Annotated in this window: 19 protein-coding genes; 9 read left to right on the top strand and 10 right to left on the bottom strand. The window is 55.5% G+C overall.

The genetic code is table 11. The annotated features are described in order from the left end of the window. The first annotated feature begins 24 nt into the window (after positions 1-24). The gene (locus tag BM205_RS16170) at positions 25-1,134 is read left to right on the top strand and encodes a mechanosensitive ion channel family protein (RefSeq protein WP_092415902.1); all 1,110 of its coding nucleotides are present in this window, start codon (positions 25-27) and stop codon (positions 1,132-1,134) included. On the opposite strand, the gene ppc is transcribed toward BM205_RS16170, so the two are convergent. Beyond that, a complete protein-coding gene (gene ppc, locus BM205_RS16165; RefSeq protein WP_092415901.1) occupies positions 1,131-4,001 on the bottom strand; it encodes a phosphoenolpyruvate carboxylase in 2,871 nt (956 codons plus the stop codon). The genes BM205_RS16170 and ppc overlap by 4 nt on opposite strands. A gap of 249 nt (positions 4,002-4,250) precedes the next feature. Between ppc and hemC the strand changes: the two genes are divergently transcribed. The 8 genes from hemC to BM205_RS16125 all read left to right on the top strand — a co-directional run bounded on the left by hemC (position 4,251) and on the right by BM205_RS16125 (position 12,446). After that, positions 4,251-5,192 (top strand): hydroxymethylbilane synthase, encoded by a 942-nt coding sequence (hemC, locus tag BM205_RS16160; RefSeq protein ID WP_092415900.1) that lies wholly within the window; start codon positions 4,251-4,253, stop codon positions 5,190-5,192. A gap of 78 nt (positions 5,193-5,270) precedes the next feature. Beyond that, positions 5,271-6,062: a uroporphyrinogen-III synthase gene (locus tag BM205_RS16155; RefSeq protein ID WP_175511289.1), complete on the top strand. Its 792-nt coding sequence runs from the start codon at positions 5,271-5,273 to the stop codon at positions 6,060-6,062. Beyond that, a complete protein-coding gene (locus tag BM205_RS16150; protein ID WP_092415898.1) occupies positions 6,059-7,246 on the top strand; it encodes a uroporphyrinogen-III C-methyltransferase in 1,188 nt (395 codons plus the stop codon). Before BM205_RS16155 ends, BM205_RS16150 begins: the two co-directional genes overlap by 4 nt. Positions 7,247-7,250: 4 nt before the next feature. Next, on the top strand, positions 7,251-8,447 hold the full coding sequence (locus BM205_RS16145; RefSeq protein ID WP_092415897.1) for a heme biosynthesis protein HemY: 1,197 nt from the start codon (positions 7,251-7,253) through the stop codon (positions 8,445-8,447). Positions 8,448-8,664: 217 nt separating this feature from the next. Then, a complete protein-coding gene (locus BM205_RS16140) occupies positions 8,665-9,324 on the top strand; it encodes a CC0125/CC1285 family lipoprotein (protein WP_092415896.1) in 660 nt (219 codons plus the stop codon). Between the two features lie 57 nt (positions 9,325-9,381). After that, a complete protein-coding gene (locus BM205_RS16135; RefSeq protein WP_092415895.1) occupies positions 9,382-10,353 on the top strand; it encodes a S1C family serine protease in 972 nt (323 codons plus the stop codon). Between the two features lie 144 nt (positions 10,354-10,497). Beyond that, positions 10,498-11,820, top strand: coding sequence for a hemolysin family protein (locus tag BM205_RS16130; protein WP_092415894.1), 1,323 nt, complete (start codon positions 10,498-10,500; stop codon positions 11,818-11,820). 272 nt (positions 11,821-12,092) lie between these two features. Next, entirely contained in the window at positions 12,093-12,446 is a 354-nt protein-coding gene (locus BM205_RS16125; protein ID WP_092415893.1) for a hypothetical protein, read from the top strand. 1,202 nt (positions 12,447-13,648) lie between these two features. Here the strand turns inward: BM205_RS16125 and BM205_RS16115 are convergent. The 9 genes from BM205_RS16115 to BM205_RS16075 form a co-directional block, all read right to left on the bottom strand. After that, positions 13,649-14,419, bottom strand: a complete 771-nt coding sequence (locus tag BM205_RS16115) for a nucleotidyltransferase domain-containing protein (protein ID WP_092415891.1) — start codon at positions 14,417-14,419, stop codon at positions 13,649-13,651. A gap of 100 nt (positions 14,420-14,519) precedes the next feature. Then, the gene (locus BM205_RS16110; RefSeq protein WP_092415890.1) at positions 14,520-14,798 is read right to left on the bottom strand and encodes a DUF7660 family protein; all 279 of its coding nucleotides are present in this window, start codon (positions 14,796-14,798) and stop codon (positions 14,520-14,522) included. A gap of 81 nt (positions 14,799-14,879) precedes the next feature. Then, positions 14,880-15,098, bottom strand: coding sequence for a DUF6434 domain-containing protein (locus BM205_RS16105; RefSeq protein ID WP_092415375.1), 219 nt, complete (start codon positions 15,096-15,098; stop codon positions 14,880-14,882). Between the two features lie 108 nt (positions 15,099-15,206). Continuing rightward, positions 15,207-15,527 (bottom strand): SMI1/KNR4 family protein, encoded by a 321-nt coding sequence (locus BM205_RS16100; RefSeq protein WP_092415889.1) that lies wholly within the window; start codon positions 15,525-15,527, stop codon positions 15,207-15,209. 220 nt (positions 15,528-15,747) lie between these two features. Beyond that, a complete protein-coding gene (locus BM205_RS16095; RefSeq protein ID WP_092415888.1) occupies positions 15,748-16,086 on the bottom strand; it encodes a hypothetical protein in 339 nt (112 codons plus the stop codon). A gap of 751 nt (positions 16,087-16,837) precedes the next feature. Continuing rightward, a complete protein-coding gene (locus BM205_RS16090; protein WP_092415967.1) occupies positions 16,838-17,170 on the bottom strand; it encodes a c-type cytochrome in 333 nt (110 codons plus the stop codon). 529 nt (positions 17,171-17,699) lie between these two features. Then, positions 17,700-18,134, bottom strand: a complete 435-nt coding sequence (locus tag BM205_RS16085; protein ID WP_092415887.1) for a YybH family protein — start codon at positions 18,132-18,134, stop codon at positions 17,700-17,702. Positions 18,135-18,236: 102 nt separating this feature from the next. Continuing rightward, positions 18,237-19,136, bottom strand: coding sequence for a hypothetical protein (locus tag BM205_RS16080; RefSeq protein WP_139227290.1), 900 nt, complete (start codon positions 19,134-19,136; stop codon positions 18,237-18,239). Between the two features lie 170 nt (positions 19,137-19,306). Then, entirely contained in the window at positions 19,307-20,089 is a 783-nt protein-coding gene (locus tag BM205_RS16075) for a 3-hydroxybutyrate dehydrogenase (protein ID WP_092415885.1), read from the bottom strand. Positions 20,090-20,129: the final 40 nt, after the last annotated feature.

Genomic DNA, 20,129 nt, shown 5'->3' with positions numbered 1-20,129 from the left:
CGATCAAACGATGGAAGGCGATGGATGAATCCGAGTATTTTCCCCGAGTTGCAATACCTGGAGGCCAGCCTCTATGTGCTTGGCGCGGCCCTGTTGGCGGCATTGGTTGCAGGCGTGTTGCATCATGTCGGCATCATGCTGCTGCGGCGGCTAATCCGCAATCGGCCATATCTCGCCAACCTTAGTTTTATCGCTTACCACGCCAGCCAGGTGTGCCTGATCCTGTTCGCGGTGCGGCTGGTGCTGACCGGGGCGCCGGATGATACCCCCTGGCTGGTGCCGTTGTCCTACCTGGCCTCGGTGGCGTTGATCATCGCCTTGACATGGCTGGCAATGCGCTGCATCAGGGCGTTAAGCGCGACCGTTGTCCAGCTCAATCCTGTCACCGCCGCCGATAACCTGAAAGCGCGCCGCATCCTGACCCAGACCAGGGTACTGACGCGCAGCGCCTATTTCATTGCCGCGCTTCTCGGTTTGAGTTTCGTCTTGCTGACCTTGCCCGGCGCTCGCCAGTTCGGCGCCAGCTTGCTAGCGTCGGCCGGAGTCGCCGGACTGGTCGCCGGCATTGCCGCACGGCCGGTGCTGGGTAATTTCATTGCCGGCATGCAGATAGCATTTTCGCAGCCGATCCGCATCGACGATGTCTTGATCGTTCAAGGTGAGTGGGGCCGAGTCGAAGAAATCACGGGTACCTTCGTGGTGGTGCGGATATGGGATGAGCGGCGCCTGATCGTGCCATTGCAATGGTTTATCGAAAATCCCTTTGAGAACTGGACGCACACCTCCTCAACCATCCTGGGCACGGTGTTCCTATGGCTGGATTTTGCCGTGCCGGTGCCGGCCGTGCGTGCTGAATTCGAGCGTGTATGCAAGCAATCCACTTTGTGGGATGGCCGGGTTTGCGTGCTACACGTGACCGACGCCAATGAGCGCGCCATGCAATTGCGCCTGCTGGTCAGCGCCAAGGACTCGGGCACAGCGTTCGATCTGCGTTGCGCCATCCGTGAAGCGATGATCGGTTTCATCGCTCTGCACTATCCGGAGAGCCTGCCGCGTTTGCGCGCGGCGCTTGATACGGAAGTGGCCAGGGAAGAGATGGCCAGCGATGCTGACCACCTCCATTCAGACGGCTAGCCGGTATTGCGCAAGCCCGCAGCAATACCATTGATGCTCAAATGGATGCCGCGCTTCACACGTTCCTCGGTAGTCCGGCCCGCCGCGGTAACGCTGCGGTGGCGCTTGATCAGTTCCACCTGCAAGTGATTCAGCGGATCCAGGTAGGCGAAGCGGTTCTTGATCGAACGCGCCAGTAGCGGATTTCCAGACAAACGATCCTTGGCGCCGGTAATCGCCGACAAGATGCTGCTGGTGCGTTCATGTTCATCGACGATGCGTTTGAAGATGCTGTTGCGCAGCTTGCGGTCGGTGACCAGCCCGGCATAGCGCGAAGCCACCGCCAGGTCGGTTTTCGACAGCACCATGTCCATGTTCGACAGCAAGGTAGCGAAGAACGGCCATTCCTTGTACATGGCGCGCAGCGTCGCCAGTTTCTGGGTTCTGAGCTTGCTGTCCTTGCCTTCCTCCAGCCAGCTTTCAATCGCACTGCCGAAGCCGTACCAGCCCGGCAACAGCAGGCGGCACTGGCCCCAGGAAAAGCCCCACGGGATCGCACGCAAATCTTCGATGCGGCGGGTTGCCTTGCGTGAGGCAGGGCGCGAACCGATGTTCAGTTCGGCGATCTCTGCAATCGGCGTCGCTGCAAAGAAGTAGTCGGTAAAGCCCGGGGTTTCATAGACCAGGTTGCGATACGACTGGTAAGCGCGCTCGGACAAGCCATCCATCAACTGCTCGAATTCACCCAGCTTTTTAGCCTGCTTGCTGTCGGCATTATTCGGCATCAGGCTGGCTTCCAGCGTCGCTGCTACTAGCAACTCCAGATTGCGGCGGCCGATTTCCGGATTGGAAAACTTGGAGGCGATGATCTCGCCTTGTTCGGTCAGGCGGATCTGGCCGTTGACGGTACCCGGCGGTTGCGCCAGGATCGCCTGGTAGCTCGGGCCACCGCCACGACCGACGGTGCCGCCGCGGCCATGGAACAGGCGCAGCTTGACGCTGGCGCGATCGAACACGCGTACCAGCTGGATCTCGGCCTTGTACAGTTCCCAGTTGGAAGTCAGGAAGCCGCCATCTTTGTTGGAGTCGGAATAACCCAGCATGACTTCCTGCAGCTGGCCTTGTCTGGCGATCAGGCGCGCCACCGGCGGCAACGCCATGAATTGCTCCATGATCGCGGCGGCGCGGCGCAGATCGGGAATGGTTTCGAACAGCGGGATCACCATCACTTCCGGCGCCTCGGATACAGTGGCTTTACCTTTTCCGCTATCAGGGCGCAGCAGGCCGGTTTCCTGTTGCAGCAACAAGACTTCCAGCAGGTCGGACACGGTCTCCGTGTGCGAAATGATGTAATTGCGGATCGACCGTGTGCCGTAGCGTTGCCGCATTTCGCCGGCGGCGCGCAGGATCGACAGTTCCGAAACGGTCTCGTCGGAGTACGCGATATACGGCGAATACAGCAGACGCGGTTTGGCCAGTTCAGCCAGCAGCAGTTCGATCTTCTGTTCTTCGCTGAGCTTGTCGTAAGCACCTTCCACCTGGGCCTGGGCAAACAGCTCAGTCAGGACCCGCTCATGGACATCGGAACTCTGGCGCATGTCGAGCGAGGCCAAGTGGAAGGCGAAAATCTCGGAAGCGCGCTTGAGTGTCGCCAGGCGCGGTTTGATCAAGGCGCTGCCGTGGTGGGCGCGTAGTGAATCTTCGACGATCTGCAATTCGCGGGTGAATTCCTGCGGTGTTGCATAGTGGGCTGCGGCGCCGACTTCCTGGCGCAGGATGTTGGTGGCGCCCAGTTCGCGCGCGGTCGATGCCAGCCGTGCATAGATCCCGATCAGGGCGCGGCGATAGGGTTCATCGGAGCGATGGTCCGAGGTGTCAGGCGAGCTTTCCGCCAGCGCCAGCAATTCCTGGTTGACGCTGACCATCAAGGTCGATACCGACAATTCCGCACCCAAGGCGTGGACTTCTTCCAGGTAGAAATCGAAAATCGTGGTCGATTGCCGTGTCAGCGCGCGCTGCATGGTGCTGGCGTTGACGTTGGGATTGCCGTCGCGGTCGCCGCCGATCCAGCTGCCCATCTGTACGAATGGCGCTAGTTCATTGCTGGCGCCAGCGCCGGCCTGGCGCGCGCGGGTCGGGAACTGGGTGGCGATTTCGCCTTCGATGTCATCGTACAGCGCCGGCAGCTCGCGCAGGAAGGTGATGCGATAGTAAGACAGCGCGTTTTCGATTTCATCGGCGACGGTCAGTTTGGTATAGCGCAGCATGCGGGTTTGCCACAAGGTGGCGATACGGCCGCGCAGCAGTTCGGTGTTGTCGCGCAGTTCCTTGGCGGTCAGCGGACGGTCGCGGTCAGCCAGCAGGCGGGCAATTTCGCGCTCTGCATCCAGGATACTCTTACGTTGCACTTCGGTCGGATGGGCAGTCAGGACCGGCGAAATCAAGGCGTCTTTCAAGAAACTACGCACGGTGGCGCCCGATACGCCAGCGTCATCCAGCTTGCTCAGCGCATGGGCAACGCTGCCAGGCTGCGCAGCCGATCCGGCCAGCAGATGGGCGCGGCGGCGGCGATTGTGATGCTGGTCTTCAGCGATATTGGCCAGGTGCGAAAAATAAGAAAACGCGCGCACCACCGAATTGGTCTGGTCGCGCGTCAGTTTCTTGAGCAGCTTGTCGAGATCGGCGCCGGCTTGCGGATCCGATTCGCGGCGGAAGCGCACCGCGGTTTGGCGGATGGTTTCTACTACTTCAAATACCGAATCGCCCTCTTGTTCGCGCAGCACATCGCCCAGCAAGCGGCCCAGCAGACGAATATCTTCTTTGAGTGGAGCATCTTTGTTAGGGGCGGGTTTTTTTACCTGGACAGCAGAATTCAATTGTTTTGCCATAATGGACGAGTGCAATCAGCTTTTCTGGGGTGGGAACAAGGGCTTGTAACTGGTTAAAACGCGCGCTATATATAATCTGATATAGAGAGTACAACTGAGACAGTAGGGAGTGCATGCTAAAATCCGGCGCAAAAATTACGAGTTTTTGATAACACTCGCTAGCGGCTAATGATTGGCGATTAGATAACTCTGCTCTATCCTGACTGCGTTGCTGCATTTGCGTTGCATAGCTAAAATTTGAAAGAACCTGTGGCTAAAATATCCTCCCCATCCAAGTTAGTGATTGCATCGCGTGAAAGCCGGCTGGCCATGTGGCAAGCGGAACACGTGCGCGCGCGGTTATCTGCATTATATCCAGAATGTAATATAGAAATCCTCGGAATGACCACCCGCGGCGATCAAATTCTTGATCGGACCTTATCCAAGGTTGGCGGCAAAGGTTTGTTCGTCAAGGAATTGGAAGTGGCGATGGAAGAAGGCCGCGCCGACCTCGCGGTGCATTCGCTCAAGGATATGCCGATGGAACTGCCGCCCGGATTTGCCCTGAGCGCGGTGCTGGAGCGCGAAGATCCGCGCGACGCGTTTGTTTCAAACGACTACGCCAACCTGGAAGAGTTGCCAGCGGGCGCCATCGTCGGCACCAGCAGCCTGCGGCGCCAGGCTTTGATCGCGGCGCGTTTTCCGTTGTTGCAGATCAAGCCCTTACGCGGCAATCTCGATACCCGCCTGGGCAAGCTGGATCGTGGCGAATATGCCGCCATCATCCTGGCCGCAGCCGGCCTCAAGCGGCTCGGCCTGGCCGCGCGCATCAAAGCTCTGATAGAGCCGGAGCAGAGTTTGCCGGCGCCGGGGCAGGGCGCAATGGCGATCGAGATCCGCGCCGACCGCGCCGATCTGCACGAAATACTCGCACCCTTGAATCATTTGCCGACAGAGCTGGCAGTGACTGCAGAGCGTACCTTGTCGCGCGCCTTCGGCGGCAGTTGCCAGATTCCGCTGGCGGCGTTTGCCACCATCAGCGGCGACCAGATGCGTTTGCGGGCGATGATCGCTACGCCGGACGGCCTGCGGGTGGCGATTGCCGACGCCAGCGGTGCGGCCGATGCACCTGAGGTGCTGGGAGAACAGATCGCGGCGGCGCTGGAAGCGCAAGACGCAGGGGCCATTCTGGCGCTGTGCAAGGACGCCTAGTGCCAGCGTTACTGTTACAGCCGTTGCAGCGAAGCGATTTTGCCGATTTTTCCTTTTGCCGACAGGTAGATGGTTGTCATGCAACCTAGCCCACCCTCACTTCTGCATCCGATTGTCATCACCAGGCCGGCGGCGCAAGCCGGGGCGCTGGCGCAGCAGATCGCGGCACGCGGTCGGCAGCCGGTGATTTTCCCCTTGCTGGAAATCCTGCCGCTGAGCGACAGTGCGCCTCTGCAAGCCGTCCTGAGCAAACTCGATACCTACGCATTGGTGGTGTTTGTCAGCCCGAATGCGATCGACGCCGCGTTCCAGCATATCGCCAGCTGGCCGCTGCAGGTTCCCATCGGGATTGTCGGCGAGGGTAGCCGGGCGGCGTTGGCGCGGCATGGCCTGACAGCGCGCAACGCCACCATCTTCAGCCCGCCGGATCCGGCCAAGACCGATTCCGAAGGATTGTTGCTGGCGCTGGACCTGAACGCCTTGCGCGGCCGCCAGGTGTTACTGGTGCGCGGCGAAAGCGGCCGCGAATTCTTTGCCGACAACTTGCTGGCGGCCGGTATCAAAGTGCAGGCCGTTGCGGCTTATCGGCGCCAGGCGCCAGTCCTCGATGAAACCTTGAAAGCCCGTCTGCAACAACTGCTGGATAGCGAAAACGACTGGATACTGACCAGTTCGGAAGCGCTCAGGCATCTGATGGACCTGGTCCAGGCGCTTGAAAACAGCACCGGTGTTGCAAAAATCCAACAGCAGAAACTCCTTGTCCCGCATGCCCGCATTGCCGAAACAGCACATGCGCTTGGATTTACCGATGTGACTCTCACCGGCTCAGGCGACGAACGGCTACTCGACGCGTTACAATTCCCGCTATGAACGAATCGATACCCACTCCAGAATCGAACCAGCCTGCTGGTCCTGCCGTCAGTGCGACGTCGCCATCGTCAGCCGCGCAACCTGTGCTGCAACCTTATGTTATCGACAAGGGCAAGAGCTCAAAGCGGGGGCTTGGCCTGATCTACGGCATATTGCTGTTGCTAGCCTTGGCGCTGGCAGCGCAATGGTGGGTGATGCACACAGAAAACAACAAGCTTCGCCAGGAAATAGCGCGCCGCCTGCAAGTCGGCGACAGTACCAATACCGAGACCAAGGTACTGGTCAAGTCGGTGCAGGACGAGTCGAAGGAATTGCAGGGCAAGGTCAGCGTCCTGGAAAGCAAGCAAGTCGAAGCGCAAAGCCAGCAACTGGCGCTCGAGCAGTTATACAAGGATTTGTCCCGCAATAGCGACGATTGGACCCTGGCCCAGGTGGAAGACGTGCTGTCGACCGCCAGCCAGCAATTGCAACTGGCCGGCAACGTCCAGGGCGCGCTGATCGCGCTGCAGAATGCCGACAAGAACCTGTCGCGCTCCGACAAGCCGCAATTCATCATCGTGCGCCGCGCCATCGCCAGCGATATCGAAAAACTGAAAGCCTTGCCGACGCTGGATGTCACCGGCATCGCGGTGCGGCTTGACAGCATCATCGGCCAGATCGACAGCATGCCGCTGTTGTCCGATGAAAAGCCGATCGTCGGCGTCAGCAAGCCCAACAACCAGGCTGTTGTCAGCAACAAGCCAAAAGCTGCCGGTGCCGGCAATGTAGCCAAGTCGCAAGCTGCGGCCGATGCCGCGGTGACTGACTGGAAGAACAGCTTGAAGGATAAATGGCAAAGCTGGAGCAGCGAGATGTGGACCGAAATCAGCCAGCTGATCCGGGTCCGTACTGTCGATACGCCTGAGGCCTTGCTGTTGTCGCCAACCCAGGCTTACTACGCCAGGGAGAACCTGAAGCTGCGTTTGCTCAACGCCCGCCTTGGCCTGCTGTCGCGTAACGAATCGGCATTCCGCAGCGACCTGATCGCCGCCCAGGAAACCATCACCAAATATTTCGACACGCGCGCCAAGCAGACCCAGACCGTACAGACGCTGCTGAAGCAAGTCCAAAGCAGTAATCTCTCGATCACCATGCCGGCGCTGGATAGTCCAGCGGCGATCCGTACTTACAAAGGCAAGCCATAGTCCTATGCGATTCTTTCTCCGGCTTGTTGCTCTGTTTGCGGTCGCCATCGGCCTGGCTGTGGTGGCGCGTTACAACCCCGGTAATGTGGTGCTGTTTTTCCCGCCATACCGGATTGACCTGTCACTGAACTTTTTCGTCGTAGCGTTGGCGATTCTATTCATCATCTTGTACGTGGTGATCCGGGCCATCCGGGTTACCCAGAAGTTGCCTGCACGCGTGATCGGTTATCGCCGCAACAAACGTGAAACCACCGCCAACAATGCCTTGCGCGATTCGCTCAAATCCTTGTTCGAGGGCCGTTTCGGCCAAGCCGAAAAAGCCGCCACCCGCGCCGCCGAACTGCCCGACAACCTGGGCGTGGCAGCTTTGATCGGCGCCCGTGCCGCGCATCGCATGGGGCAACCCGAGCGGCGCGATATCTGGCTGGCCAGCATCGAAGAGGACGAACCGCTGAAAACGGCGCGCCTGATCACGACACTGGATCTGCTGGTAGACGAGCATAAGTCACAGGCGGCGCTGCAAACCGTCAGCGAACTGAACGCCCGCGGCACGCGCCATATCCACGCCTTGCGGCTGGCCTTGAAAGCCAACCAGCAAGCCAAGAACTGGCCGGAAGTGCTGCGCCTGGTACGCAGCCTGGACAAGCACGACGCCTTGCATCCAGCCTTGTCGACGCGTTTGCGCGAACTGTCTTACGACGGTTTGCTGTCGGACGACGCCCACGATGCCGAATCGATTACCCGTTTGTGGGCTACGGTGCCGAGCGAAGACCGGATCAAGCCGTTCATCGCCATGCGCGCCGCCAACGCCTTCAACAAATGCGGTTTGCATGCCGAAGCCCGCGCCATCGTTGAAAAATCCCTGGCGACAGAGTGGGACCGGCGTTTGTTGCCGGTCTATCGCGATGCTGCCGCGGCAGAAGCTACACCAGCGCTGCTGTCGCAAATCGAGCATTGCGAACGTTGGGCAATCAAAGCGCCGAACGATGCCGAGCTGGCCCTGACCCTGGGCAGCTTCTGCTTCAAGCAAAAATTATGGGGCAAAGCCCAGCGTCACCTGGAGCAGGCTTTGTCGGATGCCGTGGCGCCGTCCACGGTACGTGAAGCGCATCTGAGACTGGGACAGTTGCATGAGGCGATCGACCAGCAGGCGCTGGCGGCGGAACATTATCGTCAGTGCGCGCTGGCGACAGCGCTGTAAAACGCTTGCTGCGGCTAACCCGCCATCGCCAGGCTAGCCGCACATCGCGACGACCGCGTCAGAAGATATTTGAAGTACGATTTGTGCCATTTCTGGCGGTCTGATCTGGTAGCACGACATGGCCTGCATTGCACATAAATAAAGTTCTAAACGGCAACATAAATAAAGAAGAGCGCGTTTATAATCTGCTCATTTCGGCCAGATTATCAAATCATCCATGCGCGCATTTTCAGCTCTTCCGTTGTATCTATTTGTCCTGACGGCGTTATCCGGTTGTGTGACAAGCTATGGACCGCGCGGCCCCACCGGCGGTTATACAGAAAAGAAACTTGATGACGTTACTTATAGCGTCTCATTTTTCGGCAACGGCAAGACCAGGCGCGACATGGTCTGGAATTATTGGATCTACCGCTGCGCCGAACTCACCTCGCATGCGGGATATGAGTTTTTTGTACTGCGTCCCGGCGCCGACAATGCCGGCAAGACAGCCCAATTATCTGACGACGTCCCGCAATTTTCCAGCGCGGATCCAATCGACAACCCGCATTTTGAACAAACCGCGGCTCGCGCGCCGACGTACGTTTACGTGCCTGGTGGCACTATCACGACTTACTCGGCTACCGGCACCGTCAGGATGATGCACCAGGCTGAAAGCTATCAAGGGCTCCCGCCATTGCGGGCAGCTGTCATTATGCAAAAGCTGTCAGGTTATGTGCAATCCGGAGGGAATGCGAGCGCACCCTCAAGCCAGGAGATTATCCAGGCAGCCCTGGCCGGCAATGGCGGTCCCGCGTCCGTTATCGGAAAAGGGGGGAGCGCGTATACACCGACCACCATGGACGATTTACAAAATCTGCTGCCTCCTCCCTCTCGCTGAGCAGATCATTGCGCCAGCATTGTGCGATTTATTTAACCAAGTCGGATCGTCGGTCTCATGAGTCCATTGCAGAACAGAATATGCCTGACAATTGCCGGCCTGGCGAGCCTGCTCGGATTATCTGCGGCGCAGGCGATGGAGCCCGATGAGTTGTTCGAAAAAGTGTCGCCAAGTGTCTGGGTAGTGGTCACCAATGACAGCCAGGGGAAGCCCATGGCGTCAGGAACGGCGGTAGTAATCGCCGAAGGTCGTCTGGTCACCAACTGCCACGTCTTGGCAAAATCCAGCAGTTTTACCGTGCATCGCGAAAAAATCAGTTTTCCCGCCACGCTGGAATATCCTGACGTGGAGCGGGACCTGTGCCAGATCAAGGTTAACAACTTTTACGCTCCGTCAGTATTGATCGGTCTTGTCGACCGCCTGCGTGTCGGACAAAAGGTGTATGCAATCGGCGCGCCACGCGGTTTTGAAGAAACGATGAGTGACGGCATGCTATCGTCGCTGCGCATGGGGAAGGATGGCCAGTTACGTTACATTCAGATTACCGCGCCAATTTCTCACGGTTCCAGCGGCGGCGGATTGTTCAACACAAGGGGCGAGCTGATCGGCATCACCTCGGCCGGTGAGGATGCTACCTACGCGCAAAACATCAATTTTGCCGTCCCTGCCCAGTGGATACTTGAACTGCCCGAGCGTGGCCAGGCTGCCTTGGACAAACCGAGAACGGCGACCCGCAATCCCGCGCCGATTGCTCCGGCCCAGCCAAAACCGGCGGTAGCCGTCACCCCCAAAATCGCAGAACTTAGCGAAAGTTGCCAAGCCAGTTTCAAGCAGTATCTGCAGCTGCCTAATCCTCGCGCCTTTGCAATCTCGAGCAATGGCCATTGCGGATATGCATGGTCCGGAGGGGGTGGGTCAGTCAGCGGCTTCGGCGTGTCGGCAGGGCCACGCGCGATCAGGTACTGCATACAGGGTGGCGGCAGCAGCTGCCGAACTTACATGGTCGACAACGAGGTGGTGGACGAGTAGCCGGGTACCCGGCTTCTTGCTGCCGCGCAGGCCCACATCCGGCGCGGCAAACGACCCTGATTCATAGCTGATTGATGCGATTTTGTTAAAGATCCCCATCTTCCTCTATACTTGCGGTTCGTCATTACCCATGAAAGAGATTCATTGAACAACCTGTTATTGGTTATCGCAGCATTATTTCTGGTAGCACTCAACGGTTTTTTTGTTGCTGCCGAATTCGGTTTAGTCAAATTACGCCAGACCCGTATTCGCGCCATCGCCAAGACCCAAGGCCTGCGCGGCCGCATTCTGGCGACGGTGCATCATCAGCTGGACGCTTATCTGTCCGCATGCCAACTCGGTATTACACTCGCCTCGCTGGGGCTGGGCTGGATCGGTGAGCCGGCATTTGCCAGTTTGCTGCAGCCGGTATTCGGCTGGATCGGCGTCACTTCACCTGAACTGATCCATGGCATTTCGTTTTTCTTCGCCTTCTTCCTGATTTCATTCCTGCACATCGTCATCGGCGAACTCGCGCCCAAGACCGTCGCGATACGCAATCCCGAAGTGATCGGCCTGTGGTGCGCCTTGCCCTTGTACGGCTTCTACTGGGCCATGTATCCGGCTATCTTTGTGCTCAACGCCAGCGCCAGCTGGATCTTGCGCATGGCAGGGCTGGGCGGCGTCCATGGCCATGATGCGCAGTATTCGGCAGACGAGCTGAAGTTGATTTTGCGCGGTAGTCACGCTGGTGAGAAATTCAACCGTGAAGAATGGAAAGTGCTGGCGCAGTCACTCGATTTTAGCGAACTCGAAGTATCCGACCTGATGCGTCCCATCAACGAGATTACCGCTCTGCATCAGGCGCGCAGCCTGCAGGAAAACCTGCAGACTATCTACCGTCACCGTTTTAGCCGCTACCCGTACTTCGACCAGAGCGGCATCAATGTACTGGGCGTGATCCATCTCAAGGATTTATTTATCGCACAACAGGAAGGCAAGTCGATCGACAGCCTGAGTGCTTATTTGCGGCCGGTGGAATATGTTTCGCCGCGCATGGCTGCATTGGAACTGTTCCGCCGCTTCCGTACCGGCGCGCCGCATTTTGCCATCATCGGCAAAAAGGGTACTAAACCGGAAGGTTTTATCACGCTTGATAACTTGCTGGGCGCGATGGTAGGCGAGATCCGCGATGAATTCCGGCGTAACGACAACGAATGGAGCCGCCTGGATGACGGCACCTTGCTGGGTAAGGGTAGCCTGCCGATCTTCAGCCTGGAACGGATACTTGGCATCGACGTCGTGATTGACGGTGATGAAGATGTCGACTCGGTTGGCGGCCTGATCATGGCCAAGCTGGGCGATCTGCCGCATGAAGGGCAGAAGATCGAATTCGACGGGTTTGATATCGTGGTCAAGAAAATGAACGGCCCGCGGATCGTGCTGGTCAAGGTGTATCCGGCGCAACGTGCGGCGGATGCTGAATAGGTAGATTGCTGATTGCGATCACATCGATGACTGTTTATAGTCGATCAATCCCTGAAAAAGAAGGGATCGGGTTTGACAGCCTGCTACACAAAACGCGCAAAAACCGCGACACGCGGTTTTTTTATGCGTACCATCACGTTCTCCACGGGCGGCGGTGGTAGGGAGCCTTCGGGCTGCCGGTTTTGCGTTTTGTACCGGTCTGTCAACCTTGCCATCTGTCGCCCTCCCAATTTGAAAGCGGGATGCGGCCTCACGCAACTCTGGAGATCGTCATGACCCGCATCAACACGTCCCCCCAATTGTCTCAAACTGCCGCTCGATCAGAGCATCAATCATTTTCATTGCTGGCCGATGAGCTGCGGTTCGACGCATCGGCGCAATTCATGGCGCTTACGTTGGATCTGAGTCAGGGCATCAAAACCTGCTTGTCGCTGATTCATGCAAGTCATTTGGCGCGCGAGGAGGACGATGATGCTTACCCGCCCATGCTCAATGTGGCCGATACCGAGGGCCTGACGCGGATGGCGATGGCTGCGGCCGGAGTGTTGTCGGAGCGCGCCGGAAGCCATATTGATATCCTCAACGCCTCGCACATGAAGGCCGGAGAGCAGACGCTGTCTAATTGAGCCACCTCGCGGTAAATGCTGTCAAATGGTGGACTAGATAGAGAAATCAGGATTTATACGTGGTTTCAGGCTGTCGCGTGCAGCCTGTGTGCGATGAGTTTTATAGAAGGGTTTGGCAAGCCAAAATGAGGGAAGATTTTTAGAGTTTGTGTTCCGGGTAGGGTTTCTGCAGGCGTTGGTGCAAATTGACCGCTGCGCTTGTTCTGGCTAACCTACTGTGCTGGTCCACGCCGGCCTATCCTGATGGCGTTGACTTCACTGTTCATGAATGGCCGACTGACGCGTGTTGCGACGGGCAGCACACGCCCCTTTGCTGTCATTCGAGATTCTCCAAAGCGGATATTCAGAGCTACGGTATAAAGCGAAAATCTACTAATGGTCTCCACCATAATCGAAATCGCTGCAAGTACTGTCAACTCCGTCCAACCCGTCGACAGGGCGAGAGTGGGCAGTGGGTGTTTCTTGGCGTGACAAATATAGAGTTAAAAAAGCTCCCAGAACAGGAACTAACAAAACAATTCCGACATGTCCCCACTGTTGCGCCCTGCTGTAATAGGACGAATGGAAGCTCTTCCATATCGCAACGCAGTTTAGGCAACAGACCACGAATATGATGCCCGTGACGATGAGTCCGAAAGGTGAAATTTGCATGCGCTTTTCTCCCTAATTAACCAGCTAACACCGCTGTATCTTGGTAGTCAGCTCTTGGCCGACTGCGGGCCATCATCCGTCAAAAAGATGTTGATTGCATGCAGGGCAGGCCTTCGTTTCGAGGATTTTTGTACGGTCTTTCCATGTAAGTAGCGCCTTACAATATACGCACGTAGGCATTTCAATTTTGCGCATTGCGCGCATTAGCGTTATGTACATGGCAGTCCACATTATTAACCCCAGTGCGGCAACCACGATAGATATATTGGCTGGTGCATGAGTTCGGACCAGATAAACATCGTATCCAAAGATGGGAACCACAACAACAAAGTTAAATACAAGCGCCACGGCCACAACCCGCGTTGTACGCCGCCGAACTTCCTCTAGTCTCTGCGTCAAATCAAACTCTGTCATAGAATGCCCACCTTATTTTCTTGCTATAACATCCCAACCAATGTCAGTTTTGGGGAACATTCTTGAATGACGGTTATTGGCCGATTACCGACTATCGCGATGAATATTTGCCTGTAACGACTAAGACGAACCATACGTCATATCTGCAGTTGCATCCATGCTGAAAAAATTCGCAACCGTTCGACGAAATCGCCCTGGTCACTATCCACCATTTGTTGCTGGCAAAGGAAAGAGGTAATTTGTGGCCTCATTTCTGGATACGTCATTAGAAAATGATCGACATGATCTTCGAGTGATTCAGGCCACGATAACGCCTCGACGGGGCGAAGTACATTGGTAGAGCGAATGAGTTTTCTTGATGCGGCTCTCTTGAGACTCTCAATCAAAAGGACGTTCTTCTCAGCTTCTATGCGTTGCGCGTAAGTAGCCAACACATCAGGAAAGTCTCCATTCACTGCTCTCGCAATCAGTCTGGACGGCTGAAATAGAGCGAATTGGTTCGCAAGATCATTGCCATAGACGCATCGGCAATGATGCTTGAGCCAGAAACCCCATTTACAGAGATTTTCAGGAGAGTGAACGTCCGCAAGACACCCAACATCGAAGTCGACCTTTGTAACTTCCGAGTGTCGACCTTCTAGTGAGATGCGCACAGACTCAATGGCTTGATTGTCTTGCAATGTAGGCTCGCGAATCAGGATCAAGGTGACGTCCAAGTCTGATCTTCCAGCCATAGCATCGCCTCTCGCGACGCTGCCGTATAAGTACACGCTGTCAATCAACGAACCCAAGCAATCCCGCAGCATCTCGCACAATTTATCGACCACTGCCTGGAAGACGGGCTGGATTGGTCTGCACGATATAGTCCGGATGAACCCCTTGGTATCTAGGCCTTTTGGTTCAATCAAATCTATCCTCCCGGTCTACACAATATCTGGCGTCTAGAAATATCTGACGGCACCTTGAAGGTCTGTACATGGCCGATTGTGGATTATTTTTCTTTTGGCATCATTCGTATATCTTCCCACAAAAGAGAAAGACCGCGAACTTCTTCCAAGGGGACTCCGACGCCAAACCTTGCTTAGAGCCGAATTCTGAATCTTCGGCCCAAGCATGGGCAGCTTCCAAAAAGTCCTCAATCGAATGATTTTCCCAGCCGTGTTCATTTCGCCCGAAGTCATCAACGCGTCCTCCTGCACTTGCGCGGCGGTCTTTTTCAAGAGCTGCGACGAACGCAAGGAATGTGGTTTCGTCAACGACGGTTTCTAATTGTTCGTGTAATTGCATCTAAATTAGGTAGGGAAATTTAAAGTGTCGGGATTATGAACTCTCAGTGAGGGTCCGCTTCTGGCCGGAATAAGTCATTTGCTAATCTTGCGCAGTTGTACGTCGGCGCGTCCACTCGTCCACAACGTCGCCCATGTTCTTCTCGACGCCGTTTCGTATCCATGCCATCAGGTCGCGATCAAATTTGAACTCCGGTCCACACTGATGTGAAAGAAAACGCCGAACGTTCTGCGTATTTTTGTAGGCAGAATCGACTAACGTTGTCCGCGAAATTACTCCGCCGTGCCAATCAAATTTCATGACCCAATTCCTCCAATATCGTCATCAGTTTGGCGGACGTCTTCGACCGTCCGATTTTGGCCGAAAACTGACTACCGACCATCGCCCCAAAGATGATGTCCAAGTGCTCTAGTTTTCTCGCACCAGCGTCAAAAACTCAGAGAACGACGTGGCCACCTCGTCTACTCGGTTATCTGTGCGTTCGCGTTCATGGCTCCACCATATGACACGCGCACCTTGTGCGACGTCAATCAAGTACAGGTTTCCAGACGAGTCATCGGCGACTGGAAACATCCCCGTAGGTAATACATCGCCCACCGCTTCGAACACATGGTCTACCTGGTCATATGCCGCGACATCCCCAATTTCGAACAGTACGCGAATTCCCCAGTAATCTGGATTGTTGACCAGGTAAGCATCCGACAGGGGCTTTGCGCGATGAACAGACACGAACGGATTTATATTCGCTTGGCAAAGCTCGGTCGATTCGTTTTTCGATGCTTTCGAGGCGTGATGTCATATTCATGTTTTCCATATTTCTTTTAGCCGCCTGCAATTCGGATGACCGCCCTTCGCCGTTTTGAGGCGGTCGCGTTTCCCGAGGGTTGGCAGGTAATAACGCGCATCAATTTTTATCGACAGCTTCGCCTAGATTGCTGAAAACAAGTTATCAGGATAGAAGCATTGATATGCCAAGCATTAACATGATGATGCTAAAAATACAACTAAAGGTAATTACGAACCAAAACCCGAATGGTCTATTTTCTTTTTTTATTTCATCTCCCCAAACACCCAGTTTTCCATATTTATATACGCCGGTAAAAATAGCTCGAATACAACCCGCCAGCATCAGCAAGCTAATACCCGCAAGAACTACTCCTAGACACGATTTCTTGATACTAGGCGGACCAATAAAAGAACCCACGAAAGCCCCAAGAATAACAATTAAAAATACCAGCAAAGCATAGCCCAGTAACTTCCTGCTTTCTGTCGACAATAGTGAGGGCATTTCTTATCCTAATAATTAGATATTTCGGTCACGTTGCCCATGAGACTTGGAGGTTTTTATCGCCTATTGGTCAAATGCAGATGTCCGCCTCTGGTCGAGTTGCGTCATCAATATCTGATGATACGTGTTTGTGTTTACGTGTGTGTCTATGGCATTTGATTTGCACCCACCAACACTGATGCGAAACCAAGAAAAAAAAGTATAAAAAATAGAAAAAGAGAATATAAAGCACCAAGACCAACTCTGCTGTTCAATGACCACCGCATGGTTAATCGCTGTACTCCTATGAGCGCTATCAAGATTAACACTGCACAAACGGTCGTTGAATAAATTGGCTTTGACCAATCAGTGTGGCGCGACGAATCCAGATAAAAAAGCCAGCCCCAAATGGGAAATACAAACATTAAAGTAATATTAAATACCGTCGAAAGTAGGCGTTTCATCAGAGGGCCCAACGATAAAGTAGAACGTAGATTCTGAACAATACACAATGAGTATTCAACAAATATTTGAGGGGCAAGTCCTGTTGTTGGCCAATGTATCTATTGCACAGTATGTTGATTCGGCATCAATTTGGCAGACTCTTCCGACCGTCCGCAATTGGCCGGAAGCACGCATCCAAGGAACGGATGGTACATTTCCATCCGATCATCCTATCCTGATCGAAGCGATTCAATCGCGGGTTCGAGAGAGAAGGAGCTGCCGGGGCGGCAGCGATTGGTCCGCTCTCTGGGCGTAGTGGATGCTTCTCTCATTTTGACTTGTTAATCACATCCCTCAGGTAATCGTTGAGATCCCGAAAATCCTTGACGGTCCATGTATGCGGAGGCAGCCGGTAGCCATTTTCCTTCAATGTCCTGGGAATGAGGTCGCCGTTGGGTCGCAGTATGATGGACGACACAATGACGCCAGGATACTCCGCCAAGCGCCTCTTGAATGCAGGTGTCGTCAAATCCGGGGTTGGCGGGTCACTTTTGCGAGCGAGCGGACCCGAGCCTTTCGCGTCCGATCCGTGGCACATCGCGCATCTTCCCATGAACAGCGTCTCCCCATTGCCGGCATAGGCAGCGGACATCGGTGTCATGCACGATGCGATAAGCAACAACGGTAGAAATACCTTGCCAATCCACATTCCCTTTTTTCCTCTGGTAGTACAGCGATACAGCATTCTGTTTTGGTCCTTTCATGACTGGCCGGAAGCAGGTCGCCTTTAGTCCTCTGCGCTGAAAATCCGCGCCTGGCCGATTGCGGCCATAGTTTCCTCGAGAAAAAAGCCGAACGCATTCATCGTAATTTCGATTTTGATAAAAGGCGTTAAAACTTCAGTAGCAATTCGACATAGTGCCGAATCTAAGTATCGGTGTCACCATGCAGAGAAGCTCTTGGGACGAGAAAAAGCTCGTTACGTAGCCACAGATCGTTTTAGATGAGTCATCGACATTTCGAGGAATAATTGGAAAATGCGTATGCTGCCACCGGAAAATTGGCAATGCAACATCAGATAAGCACTGCGCCCAAATGACCGGAATTGGCGGATAGAAGACGACTACTTTCGATTCGAAGCGGACATCCGCTATGACCCTGTGCGGCGTGGAAAAATTTTTTCCACTCGATCATGAATCCCGTCCGTCTCTCAACACGGATTCTCCCGTGCGTGGATTCGTCAGAGTTACGTTCTCGAGCGCCTTGATTCGCCACTCTGCTGCCTGCCGCGTCAGCACGGCAAGGATCACCGTGTCGACAGCGTGTGGCCCCGCTGGATGAGCCGCTCCGACCGCGAGTCGGCTCCAGAAGTGCATGACTGCCGCGTCGTCGCTGATCGCGACTACATCGATTAGCTCGTTCTCAAGCATGGAATCGCTGTAGATGGTTGCGTGAATGGGCGCATGCAGCTTGACGATCTCATCGACACCGCGCACATAGTGCCCGAACCGATTCACGAACGTCGCATCCTCATGGAACAGTGCTCCGAAGGATCGCATGTCGTGATTGTTCCAGGCGGTTTGAAACGCGTGAGGTGCGTCTTCGGGTTGTTTCATTTGAATCATGTGGATCCTCATAAGCGTCTATATGAAAGTACCCAATGTCTGTTTTTTAGCTTACGGTCGGGCGGTCAAGGCAAATCCTGTTCAACCACGGAATGTCCGCTCCTAAGGAAAAATCGCCCCCAACCGCACCGACCAGCTTGCCATCGGCGTGGCAGACCAGACATTGCGATTAAACAGGTAAAGCCGCTGGCTGCGCAGTTTGCTCGGCCATGGCTGTTCGTCCAGCGACAAGCCCATGCTGGGTTGGCACTCCGGACGCGGGAAGCGACCATCGTGATCCAGAACCTCGCGTATACGTTTGGCTTCACCGTCCATATGGAATGCTGTCGGCACCACTTCGTCGACCGGCAGATCTGCAAGCCAGGCATCGCCTACGCACCATGACGCCAACGCTGTGACCGACAAAGCTACGTTGGCGGGCAGGGCGTCGCGGCTGCGGGTGATGACATCAGCCAAAAACGGCTTCTGGCTATGCATGACTTCGAAATCGAGTTGTACCACCTGGCTCGGGCTGCGTGTCGCGGCGGCTACCACGGCGTTGACGATGGCGCGTTTCTGCCTTTCGTTCAGAGCCGGTTTTTGCACACCGCGCGCCATCTCGATATGGACTATGGTGACAACCGGCGCTTTTTGCTGCAAGCGGTTCTGGGCGTACCACGCCGGTGGCAGTTTCAACGACTGCTGACGGCGCCGGACACTGGCGCTGCCATCGCGCAGCAGGACGGTGGTGTCTAACACTGCAACGCCCATCCGCTGATCCTGGATTGACGGCGCCGGATTATCGGCGGCGCCTTTGCCTTGCCTGGCGCTGCCGTCGATCCAGGTGCGAACGTCATCGGGCCGTTCTCCTACCCATAGCATCAGCGGCGGCAAAGCGGATAACGCCGCTTGCCGGCTGGTAAACGCCGACGGCGCCTCGGCTGCGGCTGGTTTGAGTGGCTCGGTTTTAGCGAGCAGATTGGCGCTGCCTAGCGGCAGCAACACGCATAGCAAGCATGACAAGCAATGCTGTAATCGATGCGAAAGACGCCGGGCTGGCTGAGACGGATAACAAATTTTACTCAAAATGGCTTCTCTGATTGAGTGCGGCTGCGGTCGATGAGAAGGTAAGAAGGTTTGTTCTTCTTTTTGCTCATCGCAGGCAGCCGCCATCTCTTACTACATGGACTTGTTTATTGCATGAACCAGCCGTGGCTGACGACAATCGACTGTCCGGTCAACGCGTTGGATTCGAAACCGCCGAGGAAGATTGCGGTTTGCGCCACATCGTGGGTAGTGGTGAACTCGCCATCCACGGTGTCTTTCAGCATCACGTTCTTGACTACTTCGTCTTCAGTGATACCGAGTTCCTTGGCTTGTTCCGGAATCTGCTTTTCCACCAGAGGAGTGCGCACGAAACCCGGACAGATGACGTTGGCGCGAATCTTGTTTTTAGCGCCTTCCTTGGCGACCACTTTTGCCAGGCCGATCAAGCCGTGCTTGGCGGTGACGTACGGCGCCTTCAGCGGCGAGGCTTCATGCGAGTGTACCGATCCCATGTAAATGATGGAGCCGCCGTTGCCTTTCTTGATCATCTCGCGCATCGCCGCACGGGTGGTCAGGTAGGCGCCGTCGAGATGGATCGCCAGCATTTTTTTCCAGTTGTCCAGGGTCGAGTCGACGATCGGCGCGATGATCTGGATCCCGGCGTTGCTGATCAGGACGTCGATGCTGCCATAGGCGGCGACGGTGTCGGCGATGCCTTTGTCGACCTGGGCTTCGTCGGTGACGTTCATGGCGACTGCCATGGCGATGCCGCCGGACTGGGTGATCTCGTTGGCGGTGGCAGTGGCGGCATCGAGCATCAGGTCGGCGATGACGACCTTGGCGCCGGCGCGTGCGTATTCGATGGCGATTTCTTTGCCGATGCCGCTGGCGGAACCGGTAATCAGTGCAACTTTATCTTTGAGTGACATGGCATTCCCTTATTTTCGTAATGATATTAGCGTGATGATT

This window comes from Collimonas sp. OK307, from assembly GCF_900113705.1.
Lineage (GTDB): Bacteria > Pseudomonadota > Gammaproteobacteria > Burkholderiales > Burkholderiaceae_D > Collimonas.
Note: the sequence above shows the minus strand (reverse complement) of the source record. Positions and strands in the feature narration are given on the sequence as shown.